General features: G+C 70.1%; 16 protein-coding genes. 8 read left to right on the top strand and 8 right to left on the bottom strand.

All coding sequences use genetic code 11. The features are described 5' to 3' along the window. Positions 1-18: 18 nt before the first annotated feature. A complete protein-coding gene (locus INR38_RS09700; protein ID WP_207442835.1) occupies positions 19-1,248 on the top strand; it encodes an HlyD family secretion protein in 1,230 nt (409 codons plus the stop codon). Further along, complete coding sequence (locus INR38_RS09695) at positions 1,245-2,687, top strand: efflux transporter outer membrane subunit (RefSeq protein WP_207442834.1); 1,443 nt, start codon at positions 1,245-1,247, stop codon at positions 2,685-2,687. The genes INR38_RS09700 and INR38_RS09695 overlap by 4 nt, the downstream gene beginning before the upstream one ends. Here the strand turns inward: INR38_RS09695 and INR38_RS09690 are convergent, their stop codons facing one another. The 3 genes from INR38_RS09690 to dsrO all read right to left on the bottom strand — a co-directional run bounded on the left by INR38_RS09690 (position 2,688) and on the right by dsrO (position 7,875). After that, entirely contained in the window at positions 2,688-5,888 is a 3,201-nt protein-coding gene (locus INR38_RS09690) for a tetrathionate reductase subunit A (protein ID WP_207442833.1), read from the bottom strand. It abuts the gene before it with no gap. Between the two features lie 78 nt (positions 5,889-5,966). Next, entirely contained in the window at positions 5,967-7,010 is a 1,044-nt protein-coding gene (gene nrfD, locus INR38_RS09685; protein ID WP_207442832.1) for an NrfD/PsrC family molybdoenzyme membrane anchor subunit, read from the bottom strand. Between the two features lie 16 nt (positions 7,011-7,026). Next, positions 7,027-7,875 (bottom strand): sulfate reduction electron transfer complex DsrMKJOP subunit DsrO, encoded by an 849-nt coding sequence (gene dsrO, locus INR38_RS09680; RefSeq protein ID WP_207442831.1) that lies wholly within the window; start codon positions 7,873-7,875, stop codon positions 7,027-7,029. 377 nt (positions 7,876-8,252) lie between these two features. On the opposite strand from dsrO, the gene INR38_RS09675 reads away from it, so the two are divergent. Then, entirely contained in the window at positions 8,253-8,717 is a 465-nt protein-coding gene (locus tag INR38_RS09675) for a hypothetical protein (protein ID WP_012206046.1), read from the top strand. Here INR38_RS09675 and INR38_RS09670 read toward each other — a convergent pair. The 5 genes from INR38_RS09670 to INR38_RS09650 all read right to left on the bottom strand — a co-directional run bounded on the left by INR38_RS09670 (position 8,702) and on the right by INR38_RS09650 (position 12,700). Then, complete coding sequence (locus INR38_RS09670) at positions 8,702-9,103, bottom strand: hypothetical protein (RefSeq protein WP_207442830.1); 402 nt, start codon at positions 9,101-9,103, stop codon at positions 8,702-8,704. The genes INR38_RS09675 and INR38_RS09670 overlap by 16 nt on opposite strands. An 11-nt stretch (positions 9,104-9,114) precedes the next feature. Beyond that, a complete protein-coding gene (dsbG, locus tag INR38_RS09665; protein WP_207442829.1) occupies positions 9,115-9,921 on the bottom strand; it encodes a thiol:disulfide interchange protein DsbG in 807 nt (268 codons plus the stop codon). Beyond that, positions 9,918-10,916, bottom strand: a complete 999-nt coding sequence (locus INR38_RS09660) for a TlpA disulfide reductase family protein (RefSeq protein WP_207442828.1) — start codon at positions 10,914-10,916, stop codon at positions 9,918-9,920. The genes dsbG and INR38_RS09660 overlap by 4 nt, the downstream gene beginning before the upstream one ends. Positions 10,917-11,108: 192 nt before the next feature. Continuing rightward, positions 11,109-11,291: a hypothetical protein gene (locus INR38_RS09655; RefSeq protein WP_043821398.1), complete on the bottom strand. Its 183-nt coding sequence runs from the start codon at positions 11,289-11,291 to the stop codon at positions 11,109-11,111. A 179-nt stretch (positions 11,292-11,470) separates the two neighbouring features. Beyond that, a complete protein-coding gene (locus tag INR38_RS09650) occupies positions 11,471-12,700 on the bottom strand; it encodes an MFS transporter (RefSeq protein ID WP_207442827.1) in 1,230 nt (409 codons plus the stop codon). A 144-nt stretch (positions 12,701-12,844) separates the two neighbouring features. On the opposite strand from INR38_RS09650, the gene INR38_RS09645 reads away from it, so the two are divergent. The 5 genes from INR38_RS09645 to INR38_RS09625 all read left to right on the top strand — a co-directional run bounded on the left by INR38_RS09645 (position 12,845) and on the right by INR38_RS09625 (position 17,768). Next, positions 12,845-13,432, top strand: a complete 588-nt coding sequence (locus tag INR38_RS09645) for a TetR/AcrR family transcriptional regulator (RefSeq protein ID WP_207442826.1) — start codon at positions 12,845-12,847, stop codon at positions 13,430-13,432. Positions 13,433-13,583: 151 nt separating this feature from the next. Continuing rightward, entirely contained in the window at positions 13,584-14,246 is a 663-nt protein-coding gene (locus INR38_RS09640) for a response regulator transcription factor (RefSeq protein WP_012206042.1), read from the top strand. Next, complete coding sequence (locus INR38_RS09635) at positions 14,243-15,787, top strand: ATP-binding protein (RefSeq protein WP_096916556.1); 1,545 nt, start codon at positions 14,243-14,245, stop codon at positions 15,785-15,787. The genes INR38_RS09640 and INR38_RS09635 overlap by 4 nt, the downstream gene beginning before the upstream one ends. A gap of 182 nt (positions 15,788-15,969) precedes the next feature. Continuing rightward, positions 15,970-16,719 (top strand): c-type cytochrome, encoded by a 750-nt coding sequence (locus tag INR38_RS09630; protein WP_207442869.1) that lies wholly within the window; start codon positions 15,970-15,972, stop codon positions 16,717-16,719. A gap of 17 nt (positions 16,720-16,736) precedes the next feature. After that, positions 16,737-17,768 (top strand): c-type cytochrome, encoded by a 1,032-nt coding sequence (locus INR38_RS09625; RefSeq protein ID WP_207442825.1) that lies wholly within the window; start codon positions 16,737-16,739, stop codon positions 17,766-17,768. The last annotated feature ends 256 nt before the right edge of the window (positions 17,769-18,024 follow it).

Below are 18,024 nucleotides of genomic sequence, written 5' to 3'. Positions count from 1 at the left end.
CAGAGAAAAGACAACAACATGAGTGACTCCGAAAATTCCAATGGCGGCACGGCCGCCTCTGCCTCGCCTGCGCCGGCTCCCGCTGCGGCGCCTTCGCCTTCGCCATCGCCATCGCCATCGCCATCGCCATCGCCATCGCCATCGCCCAAGCTCATCAAGCCCTCGCTGCGCAGCGTGCTGGTGATGCTGGTGGTCGCACTGGCCGGCGTGCTGCTGGTGCTGCGTGCCTGGAACCTGTTCCCCTTCGCGGGCACCGTGGTCAGCACCGACAACGCCTATGTGCGCGGCGCCGTCACCGTGCTCGCGCCCCAGGTCAGCGGCTATGTGACCGAGGTGCTGGTGCAGGACTACGAGAACGTCAAGGCCGGCCAGCCCCTGGTGCGCATCGACGCACGCACCTACGAAGCCGCCCAGGCCCAGGCCCAGGCCCAGCTGGCCAATGCCCGCGCACAGCTGGCCAATGCCGACCAGACCCAGGCCCAGAACCGCGCCACGCTGGGCGCCAGCCGCGCCGGCCTGGCGGCGGCGCAGGCCGAATCCGACCGCGCCGCAGCCGAGCTGCAGCGCGTGCAGGCGCTGTCCGAGCGCGGCTCCGTCTCGCTCAACGAGCGCGACAAGGTGCGTGCCACCGCGCGCCTGGCGGCCACCAACGTGGCCAAGGCCCAGGCCGACATCGAGATCAACGCCCAGAAGATCAAGGCCACGACGGTGAACCGCGCCTCGCTCGAAGCCCAGGTCCAGATGGCCGAGGCCCAGCTGCGCCAGGCCCAGATCAACCTGGACAACACCGTGGTGCACGCGCCAGGCGATGGCCAGGTCAGCGAAGTCGGCGTGCGCCGGGGCCAGTACGTCACGGCCGGCTCCCAGCTCATGTACGTGGTGCCGCACACGCTGTGGGTGGTGGCCAACTTCAAGGAGACCCAGACCGCCCAGGTGCGCATAGGCCAGGCAGTGCGCTTCAGCGTCGATGCGCTGGGCGGCGCCCACCTCACGGGCCGCGTGCTGGAGATCGCGCCGGCCACGGGCTCGGAATTCAGCGTGCTCAAGGCCGACAACGCCACGGGCAACTTCACCAAGGTCGTGCAGCGCCTGCCGGTCAAGATTGCAATCGATCCCGACCAGGAGCTGGCCGCCAGGCTGCGCGCGGGCATGTCGGTGGTGGTGCGGCTGGATACGGCGCAGCCTGAGCCCCAACCCGCACAGCAGCCCGCACAGCAGCCCGCACCCCAACCGGAGGCCCGCCCATGACCGCCCGCGCACTGGCCATGGCCATCGCCTGCGCCACCGCGCTGGCCGGCTGCAGCGTGCCGCCGCTGAGCACCGCGCCTGAAGCGGCCCGGCCCGCCATGCCCGCCCAGTGGAGCGTGGCAGGGCAGGAGCCGGCCGCCGCCGTCCAGGCATCGTGGTGGCAGGCCTTTGGCGATCCGCTGCTCACGCGCTGGGTGGAACTGGCCCAGTCCCGCAACAACGATGTGCTGCTGGCCCTGTCGCGCGTGGATGAGGCGCGGGCCAACCTGGATGTGGCAGGCGCTGCGGGCCTGCCCCAGCTCTCGGCCACGGCCGGCGCCTCCACGGGCCGCAGCCTGGGCGCGCGGGGCCTGGCGCACACGCGCTCGGTTCAGCCCGGCCTGCAGGCCAGCTGGGAGCCTGATCTGTGGGGCCGCATCGCCCACCTGGAAAAGGCCGCCGCCCTGCGCCTGCAGGCCAGCGAGGCCGACCGCGACGCCGTGGCCCTGGCCGTGGCCGCCACCACGGCCCAGGCCTATGTGGGCCTGCGCTCGCTGCAATCGCAGCTGCAAGTGGCCCAGGCCACGGCCCGCTCGCGCGAACAGGCCCTGCGCCTGGCTGACGATCAGGCACGCGTGGGCTACACCTCGCAGCTGCAGCTCACCCAGGCCCAGGCCGAGCTGCAATCCGTGCAGCAGGCCGTGGAGCAGCTGGAGCTGTCGCTGGCGCGCCAGCGCACGGCGCTCCTGCTGCTGGCCGGCGGCGAGGGTGACGAGCAGGCAGCCGCGCTCATGGCAACAACCGACGGCCAGTCCGCTGCGCTGGGCGCACCGCCGCCTGCACCGGCCGCCGGCCTGCCTTCTGCCTTGCTGCAGCGCCGCCCCGACATTGCACGGGCCCAACTGCAGCTGGCGGCCGCCGACGAAAGCCTGGCCGTGCAGCGCACCGCCTTCCTGCCCCAGGTCTCGCTGACGGCCAGCGCCGGCAGCCTGCTGGTCAATGCCCTGCAATACCACCCGGCCACGGTCTGGGCCCTGGGCGGCAGCGTGCTGGCGCCGCTTTTCACGGGCGGCCGGCTGCAAGGGCAGTTCGACGCCGCCGCCGCCCAGCGTGACCAGGCCGCCTATGCCTATCGGGGCGCGGTGATCAAGGCCCTGGCCGATGTGGAAAACGCCCTGGTCGGCACCCAGCGCCTGCAGTCGCAGTGGCAGCACGCCAGCGAGCGCGAGGCGGTGCTGCAGCGCTCCCTGGGCTTTGCCAGGGACCGCTACGAGGCCGGCTACGCCAGCTACCTGGAAGAGCTGGACGCACAGCGCAATCTCTACCAGGCGCAGCAGGAGGTGATACGCCTGCGCCAGAGCCAGCTGGAAAACGCCATTGCGCTGTACCAGGCGCTGGGCGGCGGCTGGCAGGCCGCCACCACACCCGTCGCTGCACCTGTCGCCAGCCCCACCCGCTGATCAGACCTTCTCGATGCGCGCAGGCAGGCCCTGGCGCACCGTGGCGCCGGACACCCAGTCCACCCACACGTTTTTGCAGCCGGGCCGCGTGGGATCGGCAAAGCCCAGGTCATTGAGGTTCACGCCATTGGCATGCTCGGCGTTCACCGGCATGGGCTGGCCGTCGATGCTGTGGCGGCCCGCGCCCAGTTCGCGGTGGCCGTAGCCGTGCTCGATGGCCACGGTGCCCGGCATCACGCCGTCGCGCACCATGGCCACGGCCGTCACCGCGCCGCCCGGCGTGCGGATGCGCACCGTGTCGCCGTTGGCGATGCCCAGCCGCTCGGCGTCATCGCGGTGCAGGGACACCGGGTTGTGCGGATGCACCTGGCGTAGCCGCGAGACGGCAATCGACATGGAACTCATCAGGTTGGACTTGTACGAGGTCAGCAGCAGCGGCCATTGCTGCTCGCCGAAATGCGTGCGCATGGCGCTGCCGTCGGCCAGCCGCGCCGGATACCAGGTGGGGCAGCCGCTGTAGCGCTCGCCCGTCATGGCGTGGCGCATGCGGGCCAGCTCCTCGCTCCACACTTGCAGGGCAGGCGCGTGGGCCTTGCGGGTGTGGCCGTCCTTCCAGGCGTCCTCGATGCGGTCGAAGCGCCCGCCGCGCGTCAGCAGCATGGCCACCTGGCGCCATTCATCATCCTTCAGGCGCTGGCGCAGCGCGGGCACCAGCCTGTCCACGCCGGTGATGGCGATGTCGTCATCGCTGGCCGCCGGCACGGGCTTGCCGCCTGCCCAGGCCACGTTGGCCAGGGCATGGATGAAGAAGTCCTCGGCCGAGCGCAGCGCATGGGGCTGGCCCTGGGCGTCCTTGATGGCGGCCTCGCCAAAGCCCGGCAGGCCCAGCCGTTCTGCCACGGCAAAGAGGAAGCTCTCCACGTTCACGGGCTGGCCGCCGGCCGTGCGCGCCACGGCGGGCTGCACCACGGGCCAGCGCACGGTGGAGCTTTTGGCCACCACGTCGGCCCAGGGCGCCGAGATGCCCCAGCTCTCGTAGGTCACGGTATCGGGCACGATGAAATCGGCCAGCGCGCTGGTCTCGTTGATGAAGGGGTCGATGGAGACGATCAGCGGCAGCTTCTTCGGGTCCTTGAGATCGTCCACCAGCGCATTGCGAAAGCCCGCAATGCCGTAGACGGGGTTGCTCATGTGGTTGATCCAGGCCTTGGCGCGGTAGGGGTAGCCGGCCAGCGCGCTGGCCAGCATCTCGCTGGACAGGCCGCCCACGGCCGGGTACCACGGGGCCTGGGCGGCGGGGTAGTCCTTCGCGCCCTCGGGCTGGCCCTCGCGCTTGCGCTGGAATTCCGCGCTTTTCTCGTAGGGCTGGCGGTGGCGTGACAGCGCCAGGCCGCGCGGCTTGACCTTGCCGTCGAAGTTGGCGAAGTCGTAGCGCGGGCCCGGGCCGAAGGGGCCGAACGGGCCGGCATCCAGCACCAGGCCGCCCTGCACGTTGAGGTTGCCCACCAGGGTGTTGAGCATGCTGATGGCGTAGGCGGTGTAGAAACCCGCGCCGCTCATGGTGCCGCCATGCGCATCGGCCACGGCGCGCTTGCCATGGCTGGTGAACTCGCGCGCCAGCGCCTCGATCTCGCCGCGTGCCACGCCGCACAGCGCCGCGTACTCGTCCAGTGTCTTGAGGCTGGCCTGCTCATGCAGCTTGGCCAGCGAGGAGCAGACCGACAGCTCGGGGGCCTGGTCCGCGCCTTCGGCCTTCAGGCCGGGCACGGCCACGCGGGTGCGCACCATCAGCTGTGCAGGCTCGGCCTGGGTGTGCGGCGCCAAGCTGCCATCGGCACGCTGCACCACGAACACATCCTGGGCCGGCTTGCCGTCTTCGGCCGGCGCGGGCAGGGCCCAGCCCACGTCGGCGCCGCGCAGAAAGCTGCCATGGCGCGGGTGGCCGGGCTCGTTGACCAGCAGGTGCGTGGCATTGCTCCAGGACGCCTCGCCCGCCGCCTGCATGGCGGCCGGGCCGGGCTGGGCGAGAAAGCCCGTGTCATGGCGCGCCTCGTCCAGGATGACGCGGATCAGCGCCATGGCCAGGGCCAGGTCGCTGGCCGGCTTGACGGCCAGCCAGCGGTTGCCGCTGCCCGCAGCCAGGCTGGACGAGGTGGGCAGCACGGGCGAGACCACCACGTAGCGGAAACGGTTGTCCTCGCGCGAGCGGGCCTCGGCCAGCTCGCGGCCCTGGCGCTGGAAGGGGTTGCCGGACTGCGCGGGCGCCGCGCCGATGAACAGGCCGAAGCTGGCATGGCTCCAGTCCGGCTTGCCGTGCGGCATGCCGGGCAGGTCGCCCAGGGCCGCTGCCGCACCCACGCGAAAACTCTGGCCGCAGTAGGCGCCGTGGTTGCTGACGTTCACGGTGCCGAAGGACGGCCCCGCAAAGCGGCGCAGCAGCTGGGCGCGGCCTTCGTTGGAGGCGTCGGTCACCAGCAACTGGTTGGAGCGCGGGCCGAACTCGGGGTTGTCGGCGTCCAGCGGCGTCTTGGTGTCCCAGATGGCGCGCAGGCCCTCGACCTGGCCTTCACCGAACAGGTCGCCGCCCTCGCAGACTTCCTGCACCAGCTGCTCGAAGGAAATGCTCTGCCAGCGGCCGCTGCCGCGCGGGCCCACGCGCTTGAGCGGGGTGAGCACGCGGTGCGGTGCGTTCTGGTGCTCCAGCATGGACGAGCCGCGCGCGCAGGCCGTGGCCCGGCCCTCCAGGCCCAGCTCCTTGCCCAGTTTGGCGTAGACCTCGCGCACGGGTTCTTCCATGGCGGCTGGCCGCGTGGTGGCCAGCGGGTGGTAGGGGTTGCCTGCCACGCGCAGGATGCGGTTGCTGGCGGTATCGACACGCACGCGCACGCCGCACTGCGTCCAGCAGCCCAAGCAGCTGGAGGGGCTGACCACCTGGCCGGGCTGGGTGGCGAGCGCGCCCGTGGCCGGGTCGATGCGGAACTCCGGCGTCAGCGAATTGCCGCGCGTGGCGCTGGCCGTGGGCGTGCCCGAGGTGCCTGTGACCAGGCCCTTGGCACCGCGCGCCAGTGTTTCACCGTAGCCGGCCGCAAAGGCGGCCAGCCCGCCGGCGGTGAGTCCGCCGCGCAGCAGCAGGCGGCGGCGTGTGGCCTCGGCATCCAGGGAATCTTCGGGAGCTTGGGGGAGTTTCTTCTTGTCGGTCATGAAAGGCTTTCTGTGGCGCGGCCGGCCGGTGGCGGGCCGCGCTCCGTGAATGGGTGAGGGGTCGTCAGGGCGGCGGTGTCAGAGGGCGCGGGCCGTGGCCGAACGCGCGGGAAACAGCTCCAGCGCCCAGGTGGCCAGCGTCACCAGCGCGATACACAGGCCGGCCACGCCCAGCATGCCCAGCAGGCCGTCGCCGCCCAGCGACATGTGGTAGATGTACAGGCCCGCGCCGTACTTGGGCACGCCTTGCACGCCCATGAACAGCGCCCAGCGGAAGGCCCAGGCCGCGGCGGCCAGGCCCAGCCCCAGGGCCAGCGTATAGCGCGGGCAGGCCATGCGCTGACCACCCCGCACCAGGGCCCACAGCAGGGCGGCACCGGCCACGGCCGAGCCCAGCATGCTCAGGCGCCAGACCGGAAACTGCTGCCACAGCTGCAGCGCCGCCTGGAAGGAGCGGCCCTGGCCCAGCCAGCCGGCAACGGCCCAGACCGCCACCATGGCCAGCAGGCACAGCGCCAGCGCCAGGCCCAGCATGCGCAGGGCCTGCAGGGCTCCGGCATCGGGGCGGTGGCGGGCGGGCAGAAAGCGCGCCGTCACCAGCATGCAGCCCACCGTGGCCAGCCAGCCCGTGAGCGCCAGGTTCAGCGGCACCCACAGCGTGTTCCACAGCGGGCGCGAGCGCACGGCCATCAGCTCGGCGCCGGTATAGGCGGTGATGGTCAGCGCCGACACGGCCAGCAGCGGCGCCAGCCAGCGCAGCCACTGCGGCCGGCCCAGCCACCAGGCCAGCACGAAGGCCAGCGCCAGCCCCACGAAGACGGGCAGCAGCAGGGCGCCCACCGACATCCACGACCACGGCGTGAAGTGCGCATAGAAATGCCAGAAGCGCGCAGGCTGGTGCAGGTCGGCCAGCAGCGACACGGGTGCGGCGATGGCGCTCACGGCCAGCACCAGCACGGCGGCCGGCAGCAGGCGCGACATGGCGCTGCCGCGCGGCGCCCAGGCGCAGGCGGCGGCCAGCAGGGCGGCGCCCGTGGCAATGCCGGCCAGGAAGAAGTACTGCACGGCCCAGGGCAGCCAGGCCGATTCGTAGGCGGGGGTCAGGAGTTCGACGATGTGCATGGGGTGCTCCTTGCGTTCAGTGGGAAGTGACCAGCCGCACGCTGGCCTGCCCGTCCACGCCGTCGACGAAGGCGTCGGGCAATCCCAGGTAGTACACATGCGGGTCCGTGCCCATGGCGGGCTTGAGCACCTTGAGGTCCTTGGCGTGCTCGCGCATGCGCTGGCGGATCTCGCTGCCCTCGTCGTTGAGATCGCCGATCACGCGGGCGCCGCCCACGCAGCTTTCCACGCAGGCCGGCAGCAGGCCGGCTTCCAGGCGGTGCTCGCAGAAGGTGCACTTGTCGGCGGTCTGCGTCTCGTGGTTGATGAAGCGTGCGTCATAGGGGCAGGCCTGCACGCAGTAGCCGCAGCCCACGCAGCGCTCGTTGTCCACCAGCACGATGCCGTCGCTGCGCTGGAAGGTGGCCTGCACCGGGCAGACCGGCACGCAGGGCGGGTTGTCGCAGTGGTTGCACAGGCGCGGCAGGTTGAGCATGGCCGGCGGCAGGTCCTCGTTGCCCGCGTGCTGCACCTCGTACTGCAGCACCGTGGTGCGGAACTGGCCCAGCGGCGGCAGGTTCTCCATGGAGCAGCTCACCGTGCAGGCCTGGCAGCCTATGCAGCGGCGCAGGTCCACCAGCATGCCGTAGCGCCTGCCGGCCTCGCCGGGACGGCGCGGCGGCTGGAAACCCGGGGTGCCGGGCGCGGCCGCCGCCACGGGCAGGGCCACGGCCGCCATGGCGGCGGCCAGCAGGTCCTGCAGGAAGCCGCGCTTGCCGGCGGCGGGCTGCTGCGCATGGGGGACGGTGCGGGCGGGGATGTCCTGGGAGGAGGGCTGGCAGCTGCAGTCGTTGCAGCCGCTGCCGGCGCGGGATGTTTTTGGCATGGCCTGTCTTTCATCGTCCTGCGGCCACGGAGGGTGGTCGCTCAAACTCAATAAAGCATTAAAAATATGCTTTTTATATTGAATTTAATATATAAAATTCAGGGCCTTGGTGGCTTGATGTGAGTCAAGCAATGGGCTTTCCAAGTGCCTGCCGAGTGCCTGCCGAGTGCCTGCCGAGTGCTTGCAAAGCGCCACCGACTGCCTGCCATGGACAGGCGCCCAAGGCAGTCCATAGCGTGTGGCGCAGGGATTAAGACGGGGTTAACAGGGTGACTGCATTCCTCGGGAATGCGGGGCGCATATCGGAAATCACCCTCTTGTTTCCGCGCGCGGCCCCGGTCTACGCTGCTTGTGTCGCCACTGCCAAGGAGTTCTCCATGAACCATGCCCTGAACAGCCTTGCTTCGGAACTGGACCTTGCCGCCGAAGCCGGCGAGCACCTTAGGCTGCAATTCACACAGGCCTGCGTGGACCGCATCGCGCACCTGCTGGAAGACCCGGACGTCATCCGCTGCGCACAAGGCCTTCGCCGCTACCTGGACGGCCAGATCGACAGGCAGGAACTGGACCGCCTGGCCCGCGAGGCTGCCAGCCTGGCCAACCACCACCAGGGATCACGCTCCCTCGACGGCTGCGGCCATGCCGCCGTGTCCGCCACCTATGCCACGGCCCATGGGCTGGCGGGCCGGGCGCTGCAGGCGGCCGACTATGCGGCCTACGCCATGGTCTATGGCGAGGGCGGCCACGGCGCCGTCACGGACCGTGAATCGTTCGAGCCTGAATACCAATGGCAGGCGCGCTGCCTGGCCTCGCTGGCGCAGGCCGCTCAGCAGCGCACGTAGCACCAGGCCGACTGCTGCAGCAGGGCCAGCGACTCGATGCCGCCCTGCGGCAGCACGCGCATGCCGGCAGGCGCCTCGCGGCCCAGCTTCCTGAGCGTGTTCGGGCAGACCAGCGCATGGGCCAGGGCGGCCGCATCCAGATGCTGCGGCGTGCCCGGCGCGGCGTCCAGCAGCGCCTCGACGGCCGGGCCGTTGATGACGATGCGGACCTCGGCACCGGGCCGGTCCTGGCGCAGGTTGGCCAGATTGCTGCGTGCACGGGCCAGGGCGCCGGGCGTGGGCGCATGCAGCACGATGCGCAGCGGCGGCGCATCCGGCCGGGCGGGGAACAGGTCGCTCCAGTCGCTGGAGGATGTGGAAGCGGCGGGACAACGGCTTGTGCTCATGGTCGTCCTCGTCATTTCCTGCCACGCGGCCCCATGACCTCTTCCAGCAGGCCCGGCGGCAGGCCGGTGCGCACCTGCACCAGCCCCTTGTCATCCTTCCAGACCAGGGCCGGCGTGGCACGCAGCCCCCAGGTGGACATCAGCGAGGCATGGCTGGCCAGCACCTGCCGCGTGGCCTGCGGCACCGGGGCCAGCGGCGTGGCGCCCGCGCCCTCTGCGCTGGCGCGGCCGGCCTTGGCATAGGCGCGTGCGTGCTCGGCCAGGGCCTGCTCGGGCTGGCGCGCGGTCAGCAAGGCGGCGGCCTTGCCCTCGCTGCTGGGCTTGAGGATGCCCACCAGAATGTGGCGCAACTGCACCTGGCCGCTCTCCACCCAGGGCCGGGCATCGTTCCACAGCTGGTTGCAATAGGGGCAGTTGGGGTCGGTGAACACATAGACCGTGCGCGGCGCGTCGGCGCGGCCATCCGGTATGGACTGGGCGCGCTGCACATCGCCCCACAGCTGCTCGCCCATGGGCTTTTGCACGGCGGCCTGCAGGGCCTGGGCGTTCACGTCGCGGCCCTGGGCGTCGATCACCGTGCCCAGCACCCAGTGCTTGCCGTCGGGCATGCGGTAGATGGGCACGGGCTGGCGGTCGCGGTAGGCGGCCCAGGCCTTGAGTCCGCCCACGGCCGGCAGCGGTCCCACCAGGGTCAGTCCCTGCTGGGCCAGAAACTCCTCCGATGGCAGCTCGGACGCCGCAGCCGGCAGGGCCAAGGCTGCCGACAGGGCCAGGGCTCCTGCCAGTGCAGGCAGGGGGAACAGGGGGGAAGCGCTCATGAACATTCCTTCAGATGCTGGGCCAGGCTGGCGCGCGACAGCTCGCCCATGCGCATGCCGCACAGCCGGCCGTCGGCGCCATAGAAATAGGTGGAAGGCAGGCCCCGCTGGCGCCAGTGCCGGCCGGCCTGCTGCTGCGGGTCGAACAGCACCTGGGCCAGCGGCAGCGGGGCTGCTGCCTGCTCGCGCTGCAGGTAGCCCATCACGGCCTCGGCAGACTCGCCCTGATTGATCCAGATGAAGCGCACATCGGGCCGCTGCTGCTGGGCCTGGGCCAGCACCGGCATCTCGCGCCGGCAGGGCGGGCACCAGGTGGCCCAGAGGTTGATCACCATGGGCTTGCCATCGGCCTGCTGCAACTGCTGCAGCGAGACCGGCTGCGCCTGCCCGTTGACCAGGGTGAAGGCCGGCAGGGCCGGTGCATCTGCGGAGGGCAGCGCCTGAAGCAGGCTGCCCAGCACCAGCAGGGCCGCCCCCGCGCCCAGCGCCAGCCCTGTGGCGCGGCGCAGCACCGGGGAGCGGCGGCTGCGCCACAGCATGTACAGCAGCGCGGCCAGCAGGCCGGCCCACAGGTTCCATCCCCCGTCGCGGATATCGACGACACGGCCTGCGAAGGCCGGCATCCCGCTCCAATCCCAGGGGGCAGGCGCGACCTCGGTCCACCACTGCGCGACATAAGCCAGGCGCGCCGCCAGCAGGCCGGCCAGGGTGCTTTGCCACAGCAGCGCATCCACGGCCTGGCCTGTGCGCCTTTCGTTCCTGCGCGCCAGCCACTGCGCCAGCAGCCAGGCCAGCATGGCCACCACCACGCCCGTCGGCAGGACCAGCGGCCCCAGCGCCAGGCTGGCGGGCAGGTGCAGCCAGGCGCCCAGCGCCGATAGCGCTGACGGCCCGCCAGGCTCTGCCGCTCCGGCAAGAACAGGCGAAGGCGCCAGCAGCAGGCCGGCAAGCAAGGGCAGGAAGGACGAAAGAAGAGGGGATGACCGGAGATGCATGGAAGGGAGTTTCAGCCATGCGGGCTGACAGGCCGTGGATGCTGGCAGCGGGGAATTAACGGGGGGTTAACGGCCTCATGGCCTCACGGCCTCACGGCCTCACCTGGCTTGCCGGGCGGCAGCGCCACCTCTTGCGCTCGCAGGAAAAGGATTTTCTGCAATCGCAAGAAAATCCATCTCATCGATCGAGGGTCAGAACTTATTCCAGAGTGCTGCAAATGCCCCGAAAGAAATGGCAATGAAGAGGGATGCCTTGAAAACCAGCTTGTTTTTTGATGAAGTCGATGGCTTCACTATCTCGTATTTGGAAACGAGCATGACGACGACAAGGGTCAGCACGCACACGACGATAAGCCGTGTCTGAAGTTCGTTCATTGCATATCCTTCCATCAAGCGGAATACGGGGTCGCGAGCGATGCGAATCCGTGAGGGCAAGGCCTGGATTGTGCATTGGTAATTGCGCGAATTTCCGCTGTGGAAGACAAGGAGAATTCCGAAATATTTCAGGATATTTCCGAGGTGGCATAGGACTTGTCCTGAAGTTTCTGCGGAATTCAGACTTGGTGATTCTTTGCCTGTTGATGGCCGCAATCCGCTTTGCTTCCAGTCCCAACCAATCCCATGGCCGCAGACAGCAGCAAGGCCGCAGCGGCAAATCCGCCAGACAGCCAGAGCGTGGCGTGCAGCCCCCAGCCATCGACCAGTTGGCCGCCTGCCCATGAGCCCAGCGCAATACCGATGTTGAAGACGCCAACGTACAGCGCCGTGGCAATTTCCACGGCGCGTGGCGCAGCCTGCATCATCCAGGTCATCAGTCCCACCGATACGCCGCCGTAGGCCAGGCCCCAGACCAGCAGCACGGCGCCCCCACCGGTTGGCGAGTCGCCCACGGACAGGAACAGCACAGGCGCCAGCAGCAGGCCCATGGCGATCGCCGCCAGACTCGGCGCCGTGTGGCGCGCCGCGATGATGCCCGCCAGGAAGTTGCCCGCAATGCCCGCGATGCCGTAAGCCAGCAGCAGCGCGCTCATCCATCGCGCATCGAACCCCGACACCGTCAACAACAACGGGCGCACGAAGGTGAAGGACATGAAATGCCCGGCCACCAGCAGCAGCGTCAGTGCCAGCCCGGCCTGCAGCCTGCGGTTGGCCAGCTGATGGCTGAACTGGCGCAGGCTGGCCGAGCCTGTGGCAGGCAGGGCGGGGAGAACGGCCACGTGCAGCGCCAGCACCAGTGCGCTGAAGCCTGCCATGCCACCAAAGGCCCAGCGCCATCCCGCGAAATCGCCGATCAGCGCGCCCAGCGGCACGCCCAGCACCGAGGCCGCCGCCACGCCGCCAAAGATGATGGAGGTTGCCAGGCCCATCGACGCCTGGGGTACCAGCCGTGCCGCCAGCCCGCCCGCGATTGCCCAGATGCCGCCCATGCAAAAGCCCACCAGGACGCGCGCGGCCAGCAGCCAGATCAGCGACGGCGCCAGCGCCGAGGCCAGGTTGGCCAGCACGAGCAGGGCCAGCAGTCCGCACAGGATGCGGCGCCGGTCCATGCCGCCCGCCGCCATCACCACCAGCGGCGCGAACAGCGCGGCCAGCAGCGCCGGCAGCGAGAGCATCAGGCCGGCCCTGCCCATGGAGGTGCCCAGGCTGCCAGCAATGGATGTGAGCAGGCCGACCGGCAGCATTTCCGTGGTCACCACGGAAAAGGTGGCCAGGCCCACGGCGGACACGGCCAGCCACGGGCGGCGCGCGGCGGGTTCGGGCCGCGTGGAGGAAGACGAATTCATGGTCCAGATCCCTTCAAACAGGTGGGGGGTGTTGCACCGCCGTCGCGGGACAGAGAAAATACATACGCTGCGTATGAATAGAATCCTATATACATACGCGGCGTATGTAAATAATCATGCACGCCGTATGTAAGGAGATTGGCCATGGTTCGCCGCACCCGCGCCGAGATGGAAGCAACCCGCGCCACGCTGCTGGCCACGGCCCGCAAGGCCTTTGGAGAGCAGGGCTACGCCGATGCCTCCATGGACGATCTCACCGCGCAGGTGGGCCTGACGCGGGGCGCGCTGTACCACCATTTCGGCGACAAGCAGGGCCTGCTGGCGGCCGTGGTCGAGCAGATCGATGCCGAGGTGGATGAACGCCTGAAGGCCATCACCGCCCATGCCCAGGATCCCTGGCAGGGCTTTCGCAGCCGCTGCCGGGCCTACCTGGAAATGGCGCTGGAGCCTGAAATCCAGCGCATCGTGCTGCGCGATGCGCGCGCGGCTTTGGGCGGTGCGCTGCCGCAATCGCAGCGCCACTGCATTGCGTCCATGCAGGCACTGATTGCGGACCTCATGGCCCAGGGCATCGTGGCCCGGGCCGATCCGCAGGCGCTGGCATCGCTGATCTACGGCAGCCTGGCCGAAGCGGCTTTCTGGATTGCCGAGGGCGAGGACGCCGACCTGCGGCTGGAGCGCGGCGCGGCGGCGCTGGACCTGCTGCTGGGCGGGCTGCTGGCCCGGCCCTGAGCGGGCCGCCTGGCCGCATTCTTGTGCGCGTGCCTGCGAGATTCGGCATGCTGGCGCACACCTCGCTACAAATCTGCGATGCTCAGTCGCTTTTCGTTCCCGACTTGGATACAGACGGCGGGGCCTGGCGCCAGGCCCTGCGGACAACAACATGCATGTTCTCTTGGTGGAAGACAACGCGCTGGTGGCCAGCGGCGTGCGAGCCGGCCTGCAGCTGCAGGGCTTCGGCGTGGATACCGTGGCCTCGGCCGGGCAGGCGGATGCGGCCATCCGTTCCTCGCATTTCGATGCCTGCGTGCTGGACCTGGGCCTGCCCGACGAGGACGGCCTCTCGCTGCTGGCGCGCTGGCGCGGCCAGGGCCTGCAGGTGCCCGTGCTGGTGCTGACGGCGCGCGATGCCGTGTCACAGCGCATCGAAGGCCTGCAGACCGGCGCCGACGATTACCTGGTCAAGCCCTTTGACCTGCACGAACTGGCGGCGCGCCTGCATGCGCTGCTGCGCCGCGCGGCCGGCCGCAGCGTGGACTGGATCGAGCTGGGCGAGGTGCGCATCAACCCCGCTGCAGGCCACATCCAGCGCCAGGGCCGCACGGTGGAGCTGTCGCGCCGCGAGTGGTCGCTGCTGCGCGCGCTGCTGCAGTCGCCGGGCCGCATCCTGAGCACCGAGCAACTGCGCGACAGCCTCTACGGCTACAGCCAGGACGTGGAGAGCAATGCCGTCAACGTGCATGTGCACCACCTGCGCCGCAAGCTGGGCCATGAACTGGTGGAGACGGTGCGCGGCGAGGGCTATCGCCTGGGCCTGCACCCATGATGCGCAGCCTGCGCGTGCGCCTGCTGGCATGTCTGTGCCTGGCGCTGTGCACGCTGTGGGGCGGGGTGGCGGCCTGGATGTTCTCGGACATGCGCAACGAGCTGCGCACCGTGCTGGATGACCGGCTGATCGCCTCGGCGCGCATGGTGGCCGGCATCGTCCACCAGTTCCGGCCTGCCCGGGAGCTGCCGCAGGACTGGAGCCCCATGCTCAACGTGATCGCGCGCGACGGCGTGGCCTGCGAGGTCAGCCTGGTGCGCGGCGAGGTCCAGCCCGTGCGGCCCGAATCGGCCCTGCCGCAGGTGCTGGCCAAGACCGAGGGCAGTCCCGTGTTCCCGCAGAGCATGCCGCTGGGCTTCTCGACCATCATCAAGGGCGGCAAGCCCTGGCGCACCTATGTGCTGGAGGACCACGGCGTGCGCATTGCCACGGCCGACCGCATCGATGTGCGCGAGGGCCTGATCCACGGCTTTGCCTACACCATCGTCCTGCCCTTCGTGCTGGCGCTGCTGGCCAGCATGGGGCTGATGTGGTGGGCCGTGACCCAGGGCCTCAGGCCGCTGGAGGCCCTGCGGCGCGAACTGGCGCGCCGCCCGCCCGGCGACGACTCGCCCGTCGCCCAGGGCCTGCAGACGCGCGAGCTGGCGCCGCTGGTGGGCACGCTCAACCAGCTGCTGCACCGCGTGCGCGCCGCCATCGACCGCGAGCGCCGCTGGAGCGACGACGCCGCCCATGAGCTGCGCACGCCGCTCACCGCCATCAAGACCCATGTGCAGGTGGCGCAGATGGCGCTGGCGGCGCCCGGCATGCCTGCCGGCCTTCTGGCCGCGCCGCCCGGCTCCATGGCCCGCGATTCGCTGGCCCAGGCGGGCGAGGGCGTGGAGCACCTGCAGCACACGCTGGAGCAATTGCTGCTGCTGGCGCGGCTGGAGCAGCATGAACCTGGCGCTGCCTCCGTGCTGGCCTGCGGCGATGCGCCTGCCGATGCGCTGCAGGCGCTGGACAAGGCCTGGCAACTGGCTGTGAATGCCGTGAGCGCCCAGACCCCAGCGCCCGCGCTGCGCACATGGCTGGACAACGGCCAGCCCGTGCAGGACTGGCCGCTGGCCATCTCCGAGCCCCTGCTGGTCTCGGCCCTGCGCAATCTGCTGGAAAACGCCCTGCGCCATGCGCCGCAGCATCCCGTGGAACTGGCCGTGCGCCCCATTGGCGCCATGCCGGGCAAGACGCAGCAGCCGGGCACAGGCTATGTGGAGTTCACCGTGGCCGACCACGGCCCGGGGCTCAGCGCCGAGGAATGCGAAGAGGCCACGCGCCGCTTCTGGCGCAAGCGTCCCCAGGAGCATGGCAGCGGCCTGGGACTGCCCATCGTGCAGCGCATCGCCGAATGCGCAGGCGGCTGCCTGCTGCTGCAGCCGCGCAGCCTGTGGCGGCCCGAGGAAGGCCAGGCCAGCGGCCTGGTCGCGCGCCTGTACCTGCCGCTGGCGGACGGCCCGGGCCCGCAGGCCCCGGCCGCCGGCCCATTAGCGCCGGCCCATTAGCGCCGGCCCATTAACGCCGGCTTAATCTCGTTTCCGTATCGTGCGGGCCTGGCTGGCCAGCCCTGCGGGCATTGCGCCTTGCGGGGCGGCGGCCGGTATCCCTATTCGACCCTGTCCGCCGCAGCCGTGCGCCCCTGGGTGCGTGGCGCGGACGCATGGCAGGGCAAATGCCTCTTCCCACGATGATCCGCATGAACAAACAGACCCTGTCCCGGTCGTGCATCGCCATCGGCATCTGCATGCTGATGGGCAGCGCCTGGGCGCAAGACGCCGCGCCCAAGGCACCAGCGCCCGCAGCAGCGCCCACAGCTGCGGTGCAAGGCAGTGCAGCAGCCGGCCAGAAAATCGCCCAGTCGGGCACGCCCCAGGGTGCGGCGGCATGTGCCACCTGCCACGGCGCCAAGGGCGAGGGCATGGCGGGCTTTCCGGCCCTGGCCGGCCAGCACGCCGGCTATCTGGCGCGCCAGCTCCAGCACCTGGCCGACGGCAGCCGCCAGGCCCCCGTGATGGCGCCCATGGCCAAGGCCCTGTCGGCCCAGGACCGCGCCGATGTGGCCGCCTATTACGCCAGCCTGCCGCTGCCCATCCAGCCCGTGCGCGGCCCCCTGCCCAAGGGCAAGGACGATGACGGCGCCTGGCTGGTCGAGCGCGGACGCTGGGCGGACGGCATTCCCGCCTGTGCCCAATGCCACGGCCCGGGCGGCGTGGGCGTGGGCGCCGATTTCCCGGCCATCGGCCACCTGACGGCCGACTACATGCAAAGCCAGGTCGCCGCCTGGAACAAGGGCCAGCGCGAGGCCGGCCCGCTGGGCCTCATGGGCAAGGTCGCGCAAAAGCTCACGCCCGCGGACATCCAGGCCGTGGCGGCCTACTACGCCCGCCTGCATGGCACCAGCACCGCAGCCACGGCCTCCGCGCCAGCCAAACCCTGATGGACCGGGAGCCGAACATGTCCGACACACAACCCACCCGCGCCTCCAAAAACTCCAATACCGCCGAGTACGTCGTCGTCGCCTGCCTGTTCGCCGGCCTGGCGGGCGCGCTCGCCTATGGCATGTACATCAGCCAGCCAGACATGCCACCTGCGCCGGCCCGCGTGGGCGCGGTCCCCGCTGCGGCTGCCACCGCAGCCAGGGCCGATGCAAATGCGAATGCCCAGGTCACCTCCCAGGCCGTGAAAGTGGCTGCCGACGGCGGCGCCTTCACACCCCCCGGCGCCCGCGACATCCCCGACACGCCCATGGGCGAGTGGATTCGCCGTGGCGAGGCCATCTTCCTGCGCACGCCGGCCAACGCCGTGGGCTTTTCGGGCAACACCCTCAACTGCGTGAACTGCCACCTGGACGCAGGCCGGCTCAAGGGCGCCGCACCCATGTGGGGTGCCTACCCGCTGTACCCGGCCTACCGCAAGAAGACCAACCACGTGGACACCTTCGCCGAGCGCGTGCGCGGCTGCTTCATGTACAGCATGAACGGCAAGGCCCCCGACGACGGCCACGACATCCTCGTGGCGCTGGAGGCCTACGCCTACTGGATGGCCCAGAAGGCGCCCACGGGCGAGAAGCTGCCGGGTGCGGGCTTCACCAAAGTGGGCAAGGCCGCGCAGGAGCCCAGCTTCGAGCGCGGCGCCAAGGTCTACGAGGCCAAGTGCGCGTTGTGCCACGGCGCGCAGGGCCAGGGCCAGGAAACCGGCGGCGTGACCGTGTTCCCGCCGCTGTGGGGCAAGCAGTCCTACAACTGGGGTGCGGGCACGCATGAGGTGGACAAGGCCGCCAGCTTCATCAAGGGCAACATGCCCTACGGCAACCCCACGCTGGACGACCAGGAGGCCTGGGACGTGGCCACCTACATCAACAGCATGGAGCGCCCCCAGGACCCGCGCTTCACCGGCAACGTGGCCGACACGCGCAAGCAGTTCCACGACACCCCGTTCTCGCTGTACGGCACCGAGGTCAACGGCCGGCTGCTCAAGGGTCTTTGAACAGGTCGGACAGGCAACGGCAGGCCGGGCGCAGGCCTGCGTTGCCGTGCATGGCAGGGCGCTGACGGCCGCCCTGCAAGCGCATCTGCGCCGGTGCGGCCTTTGCACCAGACGGCGTACGGTCATCGGTTTGACGGCCGGCATTTCATGATTTAATAAGAATCATTCTCACTGATTTGCCAGCGCATCCGGCTTGCATCGCAGCACACCGCCTTGCCGGCAAGCCAGGTCCGTGCCGGACAGGGCCATGCGCAAA

This window comes from Delftia sp. SD018, from assembly GCF_017355445.1.
In the GTDB taxonomy this organism is placed as follows: domain Bacteria; phylum Pseudomonadota; class Gammaproteobacteria; order Burkholderiales; family Burkholderiaceae_C; genus Comamonas; species Comamonas acidovorans.
The sequence above is the reverse complement of the archived record's forward strand: the minus strand, read 5'-3'. Positions and strand labels throughout refer to the sequence as shown.

Excerpts from the sequence above, each read along its gene's own strand:
- INR38_RS09700 (WP_207442835.1), top strand. The coding sequence starts at position 19 with ATGAGTGACTCCGAAAATTCCAATGGCGGCACGGCCGCCTCTGCCTCG.
- INR38_RS09695 (WP_207442834.1), top strand. The coding sequence starts at position 1,245 with ATGACCGCCCGCGCACTGGCCATGGCCATCGCCTGCGCCACCGCGCTG.
- INR38_RS09690 (WP_207442833.1), bottom strand. The coding sequence starts at position 5,888 with ATGACCGACAAGAAGAAACTCCCCCAAGCTCCCGAAGATTCCCTGGAT.
- nrfD (WP_207442832.1), bottom strand. The coding sequence starts at position 7,010 with ATGCACATCGTCGAACTCCTGACCCCCGCCTACGAATCGGCCTGGCTG.
- dsrO (WP_207442831.1), bottom strand. The coding sequence starts at position 7,875 with ATGCCAAAAACATCCCGCGCCGGCAGCGGCTGCAACGACTGCAGCTGC.
- INR38_RS09675 (WP_012206046.1), top strand. The coding sequence starts at position 8,253 with ATGAACCATGCCCTGAACAGCCTTGCTTCGGAACTGGACCTTGCCGCC.
- INR38_RS09670 (WP_207442830.1), bottom strand. The coding sequence starts at position 9,103 with ATGAGCACAAGCCGTTGTCCCGCCGCTTCCACATCCTCCAGCGACTGG.
- dsbG (WP_207442829.1), bottom strand. The coding sequence starts at position 9,921 with ATGAGCGCTTCCCCCCTGTTCCCCCTGCCTGCACTGGCAGGAGCCCTG.
- INR38_RS09660 (WP_207442828.1), bottom strand. The coding sequence starts at position 10,916 with ATGCATCTCCGGTCATCCCCTCTTCTTTCGTCCTTCCTGCCCTTGCTT.
- INR38_RS09655 (WP_043821398.1), bottom strand. The coding sequence starts at position 11,291 with ATGAACGAACTTCAGACACGGCTTATCGTCGTGTGCGTGCTGACCCTT.
- INR38_RS09650 (WP_207442827.1), bottom strand. The coding sequence starts at position 12,700 with ATGAATTCGTCTTCCTCCACGCGGCCCGAACCCGCCGCGCGCCGCCCG.
- INR38_RS09645 (WP_207442826.1), top strand. The coding sequence starts at position 12,845 with ATGGTTCGCCGCACCCGCGCCGAGATGGAAGCAACCCGCGCCACGCTG.
- INR38_RS09640 (WP_012206042.1), top strand. The coding sequence starts at position 13,584 with ATGCATGTTCTCTTGGTGGAAGACAACGCGCTGGTGGCCAGCGGCGTG.
- INR38_RS09635 (WP_096916556.1), top strand. The coding sequence starts at position 14,243 with ATGATGCGCAGCCTGCGCGTGCGCCTGCTGGCATGTCTGTGCCTGGCG.
- INR38_RS09630 (WP_207442869.1), top strand. The coding sequence starts at position 15,970 with ATGATCCGCATGAACAAACAGACCCTGTCCCGGTCGTGCATCGCCATC.
- INR38_RS09625 (WP_207442825.1), top strand. The coding sequence starts at position 16,737 with ATGTCCGACACACAACCCACCCGCGCCTCCAAAAACTCCAATACCGCC.